This window comes from Aeromonas sp. INTO2 (assembly GCF_049860605.1).
Taxonomy (GTDB): Bacteria; Pseudomonadota; Gammaproteobacteria; order Enterobacterales; family Aeromonadaceae; genus Aeromonas; species Aeromonas caviae.
Genome location: NZ_CP187588.1, coordinates 691,476 through 704,648 on the forward strand (window position 1 = coordinate 691,476; position 13,173 = coordinate 704,648).

The following is a 13,173-nucleotide window of genomic DNA, read 5'->3' on the forward strand; positions in this document are numbered from 1 at the left end:
GGCTCACTCGATGTAGCTCACCTTGTCCTGCCAGGCATCGGGAGCCGTCAGGTGCCAGCGTGCCAGTTCGCTCTTGCTGAACAGGTATTCCCCGCGGGATGCTGCGCGGGGGGAGAGGGCGCCGGGCGCCGTGCCCGAGAGGATGGCATTGGCCAGTTCGGCGGCTCTCTCTCCCTGACTGTGGCCGTCGAGCACCAGGCCGCCGATGGCGGCTCCCCTGCCCACCGCAAAGGCCCAGAAGCAGAACAGTGGCACCGGGCTGTTGGCGCTGGTCCATGCCAGCACTTGCTGCTCGCTCACATGCTGGCCCTGCGCGTCGGTGAGAGTGTGGTAGAGGCCGAGGAAGAGCGCCTGATAGCCATTTTCCCGGCTGGCGAGCACTGCCTCCTGCCAGCGTCCGTAGTCGGTGAACTGGCGGCTGCTGACCCGGGTCTGGCCGATCGTCAGCTCGCCTCGCCCCTTGAACTCGTGGGCGACGGCGGTGCGGGACACCTCGCTTTCGTCAAACAGCACCAGGGCACGCTCCAGCCCTCCCATCAACTGACTCATCTCGCTGATGCTGCGCTTGAGCAGGGGGCGTTCCAGTACGCCGGTGATCAGGGGGTGGCCGACCAGCCCCTTGGAGCGCGGATTCTCGTTCATCCCGAGAAACACCATGGGCGTTCCCCGGGCGGCGATGGGTCGGGCGAGGGCGTTGATGGCGTTGTCATCCCCCAAGATCACCTGCGCCGGCTGATGGGTCCGGTAGGCGGCCATTCCCTTGGCGAGCAGTTCGTCACGGGTCTGGCCGGGCTGGCGCTTGGTGTCCAGATAGAGATAGCCGAGGTGATGCGCCTGCTTGAGGTGTTTCTCGAGGCCGGCACTGTAGCTCTGATCCCACTGGTTGCTTTGGTGATAGCTGCTGATCACCAGGATCTCGGCGGCCAGCAGCGGGAGGGAGAGGAGAGAGAGCAGGAGCAAGACCTTGGTCACGTGTGTTTTCCGCAAGGGACAGACTGTTCCCCAGTATGTGCTCTCCCGCTCTCTGGCGCCTCGGTCAATTGTTGTCGGAAGGCGTGCCCCTCTCTTTTTATCCCTTGCCGGGCGGGAGCCCGCATCCCGTCTGGGATGCACAGAGATAGTCTCTTTTGGCGCTGGTCGTGAACTGCCCCACTCCTTCCAAAACCTGTTCTGGATCAAGAAACAGGGTACCGCTTTGGTGCCTAATAGACCCCACATATAGGGTTAATCATAAAAAAAATACCCATATATAGTGTTATAAAGCTGTGCATAAGTGGTCACCCTCTCAGTGTCAGCCCAGGTGTTTCAAGCCTTGGCTGACCTTGTTTGCGCCGGGGACGGGCGTGGAGAAGGGGACTCAACGAGGGTGAGCCGAGGGTGGCCACCAGGTCTTTCAATACGGGGAAAATCGATGAAACCGGTAGTGATCAAACGCGATGGATGTCGTGCACCATTCAATGGCCAACTGATCCGCGATGCGGTCAGCCGGGCGGCGGCCGCGGTCAATCAGGCCAGTCCGGCGCTGGCAGAGCGCATTGCCGCCGCTGTCAGCCAGGAGCTGGAGGGGCGAGGGGAGGTAGACATCCACGAGATCCAGAACCGGGTCGAGAACCACCTGATGGCCTCCGACGACAAGGCCATCGCCCGTGCCTACATCGAATACCGTCACGACCGGGATCAGGCCCGCGAGGCCAGGGGTCGTCTGGCCCAGGAGATCCGCGGCCTGGTGGAGCAGACCAACGCGGCCCTGCTCAACGAGAACGCCAACAAGGACTCCAAGGTGATCCCGACCCAGCGTGACCTGCTGGCGGGCATTGTCGCCAAGCATTACGCCATCAGTCACATGCTGCCCCGTGACGTGGTACAGGCCCACGAGAGCGGCGACCTGCACTTCCACGATCTCGACTACTCCCCCTTCTTCCCCATGTTCAACTGCATGCTGATCGATCTGCAGGGGATGCTGACCCACGGCTTCAAGATGGGCAACGCGGAGATAGACACTCCCAAATCCATCAGCACCGCCACTGCGGTGACCGCCCAGATCATCGCCCAGGTGGCGAGCCACATCTATGGTGGCACCACCATCAACCGCATCGACGAGGTGCTGGCACCCTATGTGACCATCAGCTGGCACAAGCACCGGGAGGTGGCCGAGGAGTGGGGGATCCAGGATGTGGACGCCTACGCCATGGCTCGCACCGAGAAGGAGTGCCACGACGCCTTCCAGTCCCTCGAATACGAGGTCAATACCCTGCACACCGCCAACGGTCAGACGCCGTTCGTCACCTTCGGCTTTGGTCTGGGGGACAGTTGGGAATCGCGCCTCATCCAGCGCGCCATCCTAGGCAACCGCATCGCCGGCCTTGGCAAGAACAGGAAGACCGCCGTCTTCCCGAAACTGGTGTTCGCCATCAAGGATGGCCTGAACCACAAACCGGGGGATCCCAACTACGACATCAAGCAGCTGGCGCTGGAGTGCGCCTCCAAGCGGATGTACCCGGACATCCTCAACCACGACCAGGTGGTCAAGGTCACCGGCTCCTTCAAGACCCCCATGGGGTGCCGTTCCTTCCTCGGTGCCTACGAGGAGAATGGCGAGCTGGTCCACGAAGGGCGCAACAACTTAGGTGTCGTGAGCCTCAACCTGCCGCGCATTGCCCTGAAATCCCGCGATGAAGCGGATTTCTGGGACAAACTGGATGCCGCCCTGCGGGTGGCCAAGACAGCGCTCATGTACCGCATCAAGCGCCTGGACGGGGTCAAGGCCCGGGTCGCTCCCATCCTCTACATGGAGGGGGCCTGCGGGGTGCGCCTCAAGGCGGACGACAACATCAGCGAGATCTTCAAACATGGCCGCGCCTCCATTTCGCTGGGTTACATCGGGGTACACGAGACCATCAACGCCCTCTATGGCACCGACGTCCACCTGTTCGACAGCGAGACCCTGCGCCAGAAGGCCATCGCCATCATCGCGCGGCTCAAGGCGGCCACCGACGAGTGGAAGGAGGAGACCGGCTACGGCTTCAGCCTCTACTCCACCCCGAGCGAGAACCTCTGCACCCGTTTCTGCCGCATCGATGCCAAGGAGTTTGGCGTGGTGGCCGGGGTGACCGACAAGGGCTACTACACCAACAGCTTCCACCTGGACGTGGAGAAGCAGGTGAACCCCTACGACAAGCTGGACTTCGAGGCGCCCTATCCGCCCATCGCCAGCGGCGGCTTCATCTGCTACGGCGAGTACCCCAACATCCAGCACAACCTGGAGGCGCTGGAGAATGTCTGGGACTACAGCTATGACAAGGTGCCCTACTACGGCACCAATACCCCCATCGACGAGTGCTACGACTGTGGTTTCACCGGCGAGTTCGAGTGCACCTCCAAGGGCTTCACCTGCCCGCGCTGCGGCAACCACGACCCGGCCAAGGTGTCGGTGACCCGTCGGGTGTGCGGCTATCTCGGCAGCCCGGATGCGCGCCCCTTCAACGCGGGCAAGCAGGAAGAGGTCAAACGCCGGGTCAAGCATATGTAAGCGAGCAGACCCCACCCCAGCCCTCCCCTTGGCAGGGGAGGGGGCAAAGAAGCTCCTCCCCTTTCGAAGGGGGAGGTTGGGAGGGGGTTGGCCGTTAACCCAGAGAACTCGAATGCACTACCACCAGTACTACCCGGTCGATGTGATCAACGGCCCCGGCACCCGCGCCACCCTGTTCGTGTCGGGTTGCGAGCACCAGTGTCCCGGCTGCTACAACCAGAGCACCTGGCGGCTCGATGGGGGCAAGCCGTTCGATGAGGCGATGAGCGATCGCATCATTCACGATCTCAAAGACACGCGCATCAAGCGGCGCGGACTGTCGCTCTCCGGCGGCGATCCGCTCCACCCCGCCAACGTGCCGCATGTGCTGGCGCTGGTGAAGCGGGTGCGGGCCGAGTGCCCCGGCAAGGACATCTGGTGCTGGACCGGCTATCTGCTGGCCGATCTCAGCCCGGCCCAGCGGGAGCTGGTGGCCTTGCTGGACGTGCTGGTGGATGGCAGGTTCGAGAAGGCCCTGGCGGATCCCGGTCTGCTCTGGCGCGGCAGCAGCAACCAGATGGTTCACGACCTCAACGCCTGGCGGAAAGGAGGAGAGCGGATCCCCTGTCTGGTTTGCAGTTGAGGCCTTGGGTGTTTATGGTTAGGCCAACCCCAAGCGCTGTTTACACGAGGAATCCCGATGAACAATCTGCTCAAGATCCTGCTGGCCATCTTTCTCCCCCCGGTCTGCGCCTTTATCCAGGTAGGCTTCAGCCTCCACTTCCTCATCAACATAGTGCTGACCCTGCTGGGCGGTCTGCCCGGCATGGTTCATGCCCTCTGGCTGGTGGTAAGCGACAAGCGCGCCTGAGCCGTGAGAGATCACAAGGCCAGCCCTCCGGGGTTGGCTTTTTTTTGCCTGCCAGATGGGGGCTTCCCGGATGAGCCCCTTTGCCTGACACTGGCGCGTCGCTCATGGAGTCGAGCGATACAACGAAGAGGGAATGTCGAGTGCGAGTGAAAGGGTTGTTGCTGTGGGCCGCCCTGGCCCTGCTCGGGGGCTGTGCCAGCCCCACCGCCAAGCTGAATCAGCCTCCGGTGGATGTCACCTGGGAAACGCTGCCCGAATACTGGGTGCTGGTGGGGGATGCCATCAGTTTTAACCCGGTCGGGGGGCTGCCGGCGAAGAGGCCGGTCAAGGGGTATGTGACCCTTCGCTACCTCATCGATTCCAATGGCACGTTGTTCAGCCCAGAGGTACTGGAGTCCCAGCCGCCCGGCGTGCTGGATCTCATCGCCATCTCCGGGCTGGCGCAGCTGCGCTACCGGCCATCGGAGCAGAATCAGCAAGCCATTCCGGCTCGGGTTGTGGCCCGATTCGAAGTGGAAGTGAAATGACAAACACCCCGGCCAGGCCGGGGTGTTTCGTGTGGGCTCTGTGCCATGACGGCGCGGATCACTGCTCCTTGCAGTCGTTGTAGCGGCTCTGCCACTCCCCGGCGTCATCGCGCATCTCGACGAACCCCTCCTTGCCCTTGTTCCACCAGACCACCTCGTGATCGTCGGTATAGCGGGCGCCGGAGGCGGAAACCGCCTGGGGCAGGGTGTAATCCTTGCCATCGGGGAGGGAGAGCTTGACGAAGTTCAGGCTCTCGTCCGAGAGAGAGAAGTAGCGAACCTGCACTTTCTGGTTCTGTTCACACAGATAGGTGACGGGATCGCCGCCGGTCACTCCCAGCTTGCCGCTGCCCAGATCGCAGCCGCCGAGCAGGGTGATGGCGCCCGCCCCCAGTAGAAAGAGCTTGGCGTGTTTCATGTTTGATCCTCACAACGGTGTCATATGGCCTTGAGCCTAACAGGATGAGGCACAACTGCAACCTTATGGCAGGAGCCCTGCGTCGGGATGCGTCCGTCTCCCTCTGGTCCGTGGGGCAGGCAAAAAAACGCCCCGGCAGGCAAGCGGGGCGAAAGGGAGCCGTCCAATGGCTGCAGAAAAGGGTCAGTGGCCGAACCGTGTCGCCTCGAAGCGATTGAGCAGCCGGTGGATGAGGTAGCAGGCGAGCAGGGTGACCACGATGGCAAAGAGGATGCTGCTCACCCGATAGAGGGCGCTGAACACCAGGTCGTTGCCCGGGGTCAGGTACTGGCCGAACAGGATGCCGAGGGTGGTGAGGGCACCGAAGCCGACTCCGGAGCCGCTCGCCTCCTTCACATGGGCATAGCTGAACAGCATGGCGCCGAGCCAGAGCACCGGGGTCACCAGCAGCAGCAAGCCGGACCAGTCATAGAGCACCAGCTGCCCCAGGATGCCGAAACTCACCCCCAGCAGGGTGCCCATGGCCCGCTTGCGGGCATAGTCCAGGGCGCCGTTCCAGTGCATGGGGAAGAGCAGCAGCAGGGTGGTGGCCTGGGCGGACATGGAGTCGCGCAGATCGAAGATCTGGAACACCAGGAACGAGAGGGTCGCGATGGACGCCCCCAGCAGGGCTTCGTGTCGCATCCGGTGCGGCGCCTTGGGGGAGGGGGCCGGCCTGGGGCGCTCCTCCACGTCCGGAATGAGGGCCGTCATCAGATAGGCGATGAGCACCGACAGGACGCTGGCCCAGAGGTTGCTGAAGATGAGGTCGTTCAGATCAATCCCGGGGTAGCTGGCAAAGTGCAGCATGATGCTGAGGCTGAGCACCCCGTTGGCACCGAACAGGAACAGGCTGCCCCGGGACATGGCGGCGAAACGGTAGAGGAAGAGCAAAAAGACCAGGGGGGTCATGAGCCCCGGGTGGCCGCCGAACAGGCCGCCGAGCAGCCCCACTTCCAGACCGCACATGGCGGCGGAGGCGATGAGCTGGCGGGCGGCGTGACCGTTCATCACCGGCACCAGGCCGAGCAGCAGCACCGGGGTGACGGTGAAGAAGACCCCGTTGCTCCAGCCGAAGATCTTGCACAGCACAAACCCCAGGGTACAGCCAAAGGCGATGCGCAGACACTGGCGCAGTTCGTTGGGGGTGAGGGGTCTGTGCCACAGGTTCATGGTCGTCATCTCAATAGATGTAGTGCAGCAGGCTGAGCAGACGGATCTGGCCGCGGGCCAGCAGCCCGGTCAGGGTGTTGTCCGGCAGCAGCTGCACCGTGGCGCGGGCCCCGGCCGGCAGGTGGGCGGGCAGTTGCTCCAGGGTCAGGTGCAGGCGCAGGCGCTGGGCATCGCGCACCCAGCGATCGGACTCGACGGGGTTCGCAAGCTGGCCGTTGGCGTCAAACTGGCCGGCACTAACCCCGGCATCCAGGCTGGCGACGCGGGCAGGATAGAGGCGACCGGGCTCGCCGTCGAAGGCGACGAGGGCCTGACTGCCGGCGCTGACGTGGCGCAGGCTCTTCTCGCGAAAATCGGCGATCACGTCCACCTGCTCGGAGACCAGGGCCAGCAGAGGGGAGCCCGCATTGGCCACGCTGCCAGGCTTGAGCTGCAGGTTGGTGATGATGCCGTCCTGGCTCGCATGAACCCGGCTGTAGGCGAGGTTGAGCTCGGCCTGGGCGAGGCGGTTGCGGGCCTGGCGCAGCAGCAGGTTATCTTCCCCTGGCAAGCCGCGGTTGACGCGGGCCTGCTCTACCCGGGCCTGGCTGCCGAGCAGGTTGGCACGGGCGGTGCGGGCGGCGCTGTCGGCGTCATCCTTCTGCTGTTCAGAGACCATGTGACGGCGGTAGAGGGCGTCGATGCGCGCCGCTTCCCGCTGTTTCTGGTCGGCCTGGGTGCGCAGCGAGCTGTACTCCGCCTCATAGGCGGTCAGGGTCGCGTCCAGCTGGCGGTTCTGCTGCCTGGCCTGATCCAGGGCGAGCCTGGCCTGATCCACGGCGAGCTGGAAGGGTTCCGGGTCGAGAGCGAACAGCAGATCCCCCTGCTTGACGTGCTGGTTGTTGGCGACGGCGACTTCGACCACCTTGCCGCTGACCTGGGGGGCCATCCGGGTGACGACCCGGGTGGCCATGGCCTGGGGGGTCAGGGGCATCTTGATGTCGGCCAGCAGAAAGTAGCCAAACACCAGGACGAAGCAGACGATGGCCCACTTTATCCAGCGCTTGAATTGTTGATCCGGTGTCATCTTATTCTCTCTCTTCATGCTGTGCGGCTATCTTGCCGAGGGCGTTGGCGGAGATGCGGTGCACAATGTCTTCAAACTGGGCCAGCTCCTGCTGGCTGATGCCGGTGAGCAGCTCCCGGCGCACGGCGATGATGCGGCCCTCGATCTGATCGAGCAGCGCCTTGCCCGCCGGGGTCAGGGTGACGATGCGGGCCCGCTTGTCCTGGCTGCAACAATGGCGCTCGATCAGCCCCTGCTCCTCGAGCTGACCCAGGGTCCGCATCAGGGAGGGGAGCTCTATCTCCAGGGCCTCGGCCAGGGTCTTCTGGCTGAGGTGGCCGCCGAGGCGGCTGAGTTTCCACAGGGCGGTCCAGCGGGGATGGGTGAGCCCCAGAGGTGCCAGCTCGAGATCGGCCACGGTGCGCCAGAGCCGGTGCAATCGCCCCAGCTGCTCGGCGAGGGAGAGTTCTCGCAACATCTCCAGATCCTTTTTCATGACGGGCACCTCAATTACTTAGCTTGCGAAGCATTATATTTATTTCGCAGGCTAAGTAAATAGTGTGATACAGCTCACGTTCAGGTTTTTTGCCCGGGCCGTGGTGTTTAAGTTTTTATATGGCTTTGCGGGCCAGCTAACCGACAACGGCCGGAGGAGGCGTTAGAGTGGCCACCTTTGAGGTGCGCCAGGCTGGCCATTGACCCGGCCGGGGGACACCCTCACCCTGGGCTTCCCCGTCCGCTGCAAGGTTGAACGATGAAACTGCGCCACCAGCTAGTCACCCTCTCGCTTGGCTTGTCACTGCTGCTGATCCTGATCCTGGGCTGTCTGCTCGCCCTCTTCATGCGCCACCTGCTGGAGAACAACCTGAAGGAGAAGGGGAGCGATCTGGCCCGGGTGCTGGCGGCGGACAGCCGGGTGGTCCAGGCCCTGGAGAAGGGGAGCGATCCCGGGCTGCGGGATTATGTGCAGGGGATCTGCAGCCGCACCGATGCCGCCTACATGGTGGTGACCGACGAACATGCCAGGCGCCTGAGCCACCCCTCCCCCGAGCTGGTGGGCCAGACCTTCCGGGGGGAGGACATCTGGCCTGCACTCCAGTCGCGCGAGAGCTACTGCTCCCGGGACGTGGGCACCCTGGGCCCCGCCATCCGCTGCTTCGCTCCCGTGGTGGGGCCCGATGGCCAGGCCATCGGCGCGGTGGCGGTGGGTTATCTGATGCGCACCGTGGAGGGCACCTATCAGGAGCGGATCGCCCTGCTGGTCGGCGCCATCGCGGCGGTGCTGGGGTGCGGTCTGCTGCTGGCGCTCTGGGTGCAGTACTTGCTGCGGCGCACCCTGCTGGATCTGGAGCCGGAGACCATCGCCAATCGCTTCGCCCAGCAGGATCTGGTGCTGGAGGGGATCTCGGAGGGGATAGTGGCCCTGGACAACCAGCACAGGATCACCATGCTCAACAGCGCCGCCTTCTACCAGTTGCGACTGCCCGGCACCGGGCGCCACGCCCTGCTGGGCCGCTCCCTGGCGGAGCTGGCCCCCGGCCTCGTGCCCACGTTGCAGCAAGGGGGAGCGGTCAGGTTCACCGTGCAGGGGGATGACTTCGTCGGCCACTGGCAGGAGCTCAGCGGTCGCGAGCCGGGGCGCATGCTCATCTTCAGCCGGCCAGACGGCACCGGCAGCCTGGGCATGCAGGTGACCCACCTGCGCCAGTACGGCGAGATGCTGCGCATCCAGACCCATGAATTCGCCAACAAGCTCAGCAGCCTCTCCGGCCTGCTCCAGCTCGGCCACGTGGATCAGGCGGTAGACCTCATCCAGCAGGAGAACGAAGCCTGCCAGAACATGTTGCAGGATCTGCTGCGGGTCATCGAGAACAAGCCGGTGGCCGGGCTCATCCTCGGCAAGTTCAGCCGGGCGCGGGAGCTGGGGGTGGAGCTGGTGCTGGATGCGGGGTCGGCCCTCGGGGAGTATCCGGCCGAGGTGTCGGCGGATCTCATCACCTGCATCGGCAACCTGCTGGACAACGGCATTCGCGCCGCCTGGGGGAACCGCGAGCACGCCGAGCCCAGGGTGCTGCTCTCCCTCGATGATCTGGGGCGGCGGCTGGTGATCGAGGTGGAGGACAGTGGCGAGGGGGTGGACGAGGCGCTGGCGGATCACCTGTTCGACTATGGTGTCAGCCGCCAGACCGGGGATCACGGGGTCGGCCTCTTCCTGGTCAAGAAGACGGTGGCCAGGCGGGGGGGCGTGATAGAATGGCGCCGCACCGCCGAGCAGACGACCCTGTTCGGTATCTATTTGAATAAAAACCAATTGGTGTAAGTCATGAAGCCAATCTTCACGCTGATTATCGAGGATGACGAGCGGATAGGCGCCATGTTGGGGGAGCTGGTCTCCTCCACGGCCGGGTTCTCCCTGATGGGGCGGGCCGGCACCCTGGCCGAGGCGGATCGCCTGATGGCGGGGAGCGAGCCCCGCTTGCTGATGGTCGACATCTCCCTGCCCGATGGCTCGGGCCTGGAGTGGGTGAGCCGGCTGCGCAGCCACAACCGGGAGGTGATGGTGATGATGGTGACCGCCTCCTGCGACGTGGAGACCATACAGCAGGCCCTCAACCTGGGAGTGCAGGACTACGTCATCAAGCCGCTGCGGCTGTTTCGTATCCAGCAGAGCCTGGAGGAGATCCTGGTCCTCCATCGCCGCCTGTGCGAGCCGGGGGAGCTGGCCCAGAGCGACCTGGACCGCCTGATGGGCAAGGCGCGCAACCAGGGGCGGGAGGCGCGGGAGACCCCCAAGGGGATCGACGCCATCACCCTGCGCCAGGTGCTGGATCTGCTGGCGGGGGAGCCGGACAACACCTTCTCCACCGACACCGTGGCCCTGCGCCTCTCCCTGAGTCGCACCACGGCCCGCCGCTACCTGGAGTTTCTGGAGTCAGAAGATCGGCTGGACGTGGAGCTCAACTACGGCCAGCGTGGCCGCCCGGAGCGGCGTTACCACTGGCGCCGGGAGTCGTGACCCCGCCGCTGGCACAACGCCGAAGAGGCCGCGCACATCATGCTGCGCAGGCCGCGCAGATAAAAGGGAGCCTTTGAGCTCCCTTTTGTTTTGCCCCGATGTGACCCGGCCCTTCTATCTGGGGTCGCCCGAGAAGGGGTGCAGGGCGGTACGGGCGCGCTCGAACAGGGCGATGAGGTGATCCGCCACGGCCCGCACCCGCCGGGAGTGGGCGAGATCGCTGTGGAGCACCAGCCAGATGGGCTGATCCACCCCGAGCTCCGGCAGCAGGCAGACCAGATCCGTCTGGCGGGCCAGGTAGTGGGGCAGCACCGCGAGCCCCAGACCGGCCTGGGCGGCGGCGAGCTGGGCCGCCAGGGTGCCGGTCTCCACCCGGCAGGGGCGGCCGCGCAGCATGCGGGTCATCCATCTGGCGGCGGGCAGGTGGCTCTGGGTTTCGTTCCAGCCGATGAAGTCATCCTGATCGAAGCTGGCGGCATCCACCCCGGGGCTGCGGGCATCCAGGTAGGCGCCGGTCCCGTAGAGGCCAAAGCCCAGGGTGCCCAGACGCCGCAGGGTGAGGTGGCCGGCATCGGGCTTGACCATGCGCACCGCGAGATCGGCATCGCGCCGGTGACCAGCTCCACCCTCAGCTCGGGGTGCTGGGCAAAGAGCGTCGGCAGGGAGGGGATGATGAGGGGATTGGCCAGGTTCTCGGCGGTGGCGAGGCGCACGGTGCCGGCCACCTGTCCCTGCAACTGCCCCGCCTCGCCAAAGGCCAGCCCCGCATGTTCCAGCGCCTCGGCTCGCTCAAGCAGGGCCTCCCCGTCGTCGGTCAGGCGATAACCCTGCTGGTGGCGGCTGAACAGGGGCAGGCCGAGGGCCGCCTCCAGCCTGTCCAGGCGCCGGGAGACGGTGGCCACCCCCATGCGAAGGGCGTGGGCGGCACCGCTCAGGGTGCCGCTGCGGGCGATGGCCAGGAAGACGCGGGCGTCGTCCCAGAGCAGGGGATCGTGCATAGTTTTTCCATAATCGGAAGATAGGTTGCCAGTTACCTCTATATCTCATTCATTTTCGGAAGACCATACTCCCCTGCAACTTGTCAGGGAGAAAATGCGATGCAACGACGAACACTGGGAGCCAACCTGCAGGTCTCTGCCCTTGGGCTGGGCTGCATGGGGATGAGCGAATTCTACGGGCCGCGGGACGATGAGACGTCCTTGCGGGTGCTGGCGGAGGCGGTGGAGCGGGGCATCGACCTGCTCGACACCGCCGACATGTACGGCCCCCACCACAACGAGGCGCTGATCGGGCGTTTTCTCGCGACCCGGCGGGGGCAGGTGAAGGTCGCCACCAAGTTTGGCATCGTGCGCCAGCACGGGGAGTACAGGCGTACCCTCGACAACAGCGCCCGCTATGCGCGCCAGAGCTGCGAGGGTTCCCTGCGCCGCCTCGGCATCGAGCAGATCGATCTCTACTATGTGCACCGCCTTGATCCGGCCCATCCCGTCGAGGAGACCATGGCCGGGCTGGCGCAGCTGGTACAGGAGGGCAAGATAGCCCGCATCGGTCTGTGCGAGGTGAGCGAGGCCACCCTGAGGCGCGCCCATGCCGTGCACCCGGTGGCGGCGGTGCAGACCGAATACTCCCTCTGGACGCGGGAGGTGGAGGCGGCGGTGCTGCCCGCCTGCCGGGAGCTGGGGATTGGTCTGGTGGCCTACTCCCCCCTGGGGCGCGGGTTTCTGACCGGGCGTTACCAGCAGGAGGCGGTGTTCGAGGAGGGGGATTTTCGGGCCGGTCTGCCGCGCTTTCAGGGGGAGAACCTCGCCACCAACCGCACCCTGGTGCAGGCGGTCATGGCCCTGGCGCAGCAGAAGGGATGCTCGGCGGCGCAGATAGCCCTGGCCTGGCTGCTGGCGCAATGGGAGGGGATAGTGCCCATCCCCGGCACCCGGCGTCTGACCCATCTGGCGGATAACCTCGGCGCCCTCTCGGTGCGCCTCTCCCCAGCAGAACTCGGGGCCCTGGGACAGGCCATCCGGACCCTGCCGGTGGCGGGGGAGCGCTATACCGCCGAGGGGATGAAGGGGGTGAACGCATGAGCGGCTCGCACACGGATCGCCGTGAACGGGCGTTCGCGCTGCTGGCCCGGCTCGATCCCCAGGCGCCCACGCGGGTCGCCGCCAGCCTGGATGCCCTGTCACCCGAGCTTGCCGAGCTGGTGCTGGGGTTTGCCTTTGCCGATGTGCTCGCCCGTCCCGGCATCGATCTCTGCACCCGCGAGATGCTCACGGTGGCGACCCTGATGGGAATGGGCACGGCGCCCGGACAGCTCGAGTTCCATATCCGGGCCGCCCTCAATGTGGGGGTCAGCCGGGAGACCATCATCGAGATCCTGCTCCAGGTCGCCGTCTATGCCGGAGTGCCCGCCTGCATGAATGGCATCAGTGCGGCCCGCAGCGCCTTCGCCGCCCATGACAAGGGGCGGGGGGCAGGGATTAAGGAGGAGACGCCACCCTGACGAAAAGGTCAGGTGTGCCCTGACGAGGGCAGCAAGAAGGGAGCCGAGGCTCCCTTCTTTCATGGTGCTGGCCGGC

14 protein-coding genes and 1 pseudogene are annotated in these 13,173 nt (G+C 65.1%); 8 read left to right on the plus strand and 7 right to left on the minus strand.

Translation table 11 applies throughout. From position 1 onward, the window contains the following. Positions 1–3: 3 nt before the first annotated feature. Complete coding sequence (locus tag ACPW74_RS03345; RefSeq protein ID WP_125117444.1) at positions 4–972, minus strand: ABC transporter substrate-binding protein; 969 nt, start codon at positions 970–972, stop codon at positions 4–6. 439 nt (positions 973–1,411) lie between these two features. Here ACPW74_RS03345 and nrdD point away from each other — a divergent pair, with 439 nt between their 5' ends. The 4 genes from nrdD (at position 1,412) to ACPW74_RS03365 (ending at position 4,906) form a co-directional block, all read left to right on the plus strand. Next, a complete protein-coding gene (gene nrdD, locus ACPW74_RS03350; RefSeq protein ID WP_113069842.1) occupies positions 1,412–3,529 on the plus strand; it encodes an anaerobic ribonucleoside-triphosphate reductase in 2,118 nt (705 codons plus the stop codon). 112 nt (positions 3,530–3,641) lie between these two features. Further along, on the plus strand, positions 3,642–4,151 hold the full coding sequence (gene nrdG / locus ACPW74_RS03355; RefSeq protein ID WP_425858562.1) for an anaerobic ribonucleoside-triphosphate reductase-activating protein: 510 nt from the start codon (positions 3,642–3,644) through the stop codon (positions 4,149–4,151). A gap of 57 nt (positions 4,152–4,208) precedes the next feature. Continuing rightward, positions 4,209–4,379 (plus strand): YqaE/Pmp3 family membrane protein, encoded by a 171-nt coding sequence (locus ACPW74_RS03360; protein ID WP_010673454.1) that lies wholly within the window; start codon positions 4,209–4,211, stop codon positions 4,377–4,379. A 146-nt stretch (positions 4,380–4,525) separates the two neighbouring features. Further along, positions 4,526–4,906 (plus strand): energy transducer TonB, encoded by a 381-nt coding sequence (locus ACPW74_RS03365; protein ID WP_223931061.1) that lies wholly within the window; start codon positions 4,526–4,528, stop codon positions 4,904–4,906. A 58-nt stretch (positions 4,907–4,964) separates the two neighbouring features. Here the strand turns inward: ACPW74_RS03365 and ACPW74_RS03370 are convergent, their stop codons facing one another. The 4 genes from ACPW74_RS03370 to slyA form a co-directional block, all read right to left on the minus strand. Continuing rightward, a complete protein-coding gene (locus ACPW74_RS03370) occupies positions 4,965–5,324 on the minus strand; it encodes an MliC family protein (protein ID WP_010673456.1) in 360 nt (119 codons plus the stop codon). Between the two features lie 183 nt (positions 5,325–5,507). Beyond that, positions 5,508–6,536, minus strand: a complete 1,029-nt coding sequence (locus ACPW74_RS03375) for a DUF2955 domain-containing protein (RefSeq protein WP_010673457.1) — start codon at positions 6,534–6,536, stop codon at positions 5,508–5,510. A 10-nt stretch (positions 6,537–6,546) separates the two neighbouring features. Beyond that, positions 6,547–7,602, minus strand: coding sequence for an HlyD family secretion protein (locus ACPW74_RS03380; protein ID WP_010673458.1), 1,056 nt, complete (start codon positions 7,600–7,602; stop codon positions 6,547–6,549). A gap of 1 nt (position 7,603) precedes the next feature. Then, positions 7,604–8,077: a transcriptional regulator SlyA gene (gene slyA, locus ACPW74_RS03385; protein ID WP_010673459.1), complete on the minus strand. Its 474-nt coding sequence runs from the start codon at positions 8,075–8,077 to the stop codon at positions 7,604–7,606. A 258-nt stretch (positions 8,078–8,335) separates the two neighbouring features. On the opposite strand from slyA, the gene ACPW74_RS03390 reads away from it, so the two are divergent. Together ACPW74_RS03390 and ACPW74_RS03395 are read left to right on the plus strand one after the other, a co-directional pair. Beyond that, a complete protein-coding gene (locus ACPW74_RS03390; RefSeq protein ID WP_279981675.1) occupies positions 8,336–9,901 on the plus strand; it encodes a sensor histidine kinase in 1,566 nt (521 codons plus the stop codon). 3 nt (positions 9,902–9,904) lie between these two features. Continuing rightward, positions 9,905–10,597: a response regulator gene (locus ACPW74_RS03395; RefSeq protein ID WP_039039279.1), complete on the plus strand. Its 693-nt coding sequence runs from the start codon at positions 9,905–9,907 to the stop codon at positions 10,595–10,597. Between the two features lie 114 nt (positions 10,598–10,711). Here ACPW74_RS03395 and ACPW74_RS03400 read toward each other — a convergent pair whose 3' ends face one another. Both ACPW74_RS03400 and ACPW74_RS03405 read right to left on the minus strand, forming a co-directional pair. Then, positions 10,712–11,182, minus strand: a complete 471-nt coding sequence (locus tag ACPW74_RS03400; RefSeq protein WP_425858563.1) for a LysR substrate-binding domain-containing protein — start codon at positions 11,180–11,182, stop codon at positions 10,712–10,714. A gap of 275 nt (positions 11,183–11,457) precedes the next feature. Continuing rightward, positions 11,458–11,595: pseudogene (locus tag ACPW74_RS03405) on the minus strand (helix-turn-helix domain-containing protein); the annotation flags it as partial. 99 nt (positions 11,596–11,694) lie between these two features. Here ACPW74_RS03405 and ACPW74_RS03410 point away from each other — a divergent pair. Together ACPW74_RS03410 and ACPW74_RS03415 are read left to right on the plus strand one after the other, a co-directional pair. Then, on the plus strand, positions 11,695–12,678 hold the full coding sequence (locus ACPW74_RS03410) for an aldo/keto reductase (RefSeq protein WP_039039281.1): 984 nt from the start codon (positions 11,695–11,697) through the stop codon (positions 12,676–12,678). After that, on the plus strand, positions 12,675–13,097 hold the full coding sequence (locus ACPW74_RS03415) for a carboxymuconolactone decarboxylase family protein (RefSeq protein WP_253585354.1): 423 nt from the start codon (positions 12,675–12,677) through the stop codon (positions 13,095–13,097). The genes ACPW74_RS03410 and ACPW74_RS03415 overlap by 4 nt, the downstream gene beginning before the upstream one ends. Positions 13,098–13,173 lie beyond the last annotated feature (76 nt).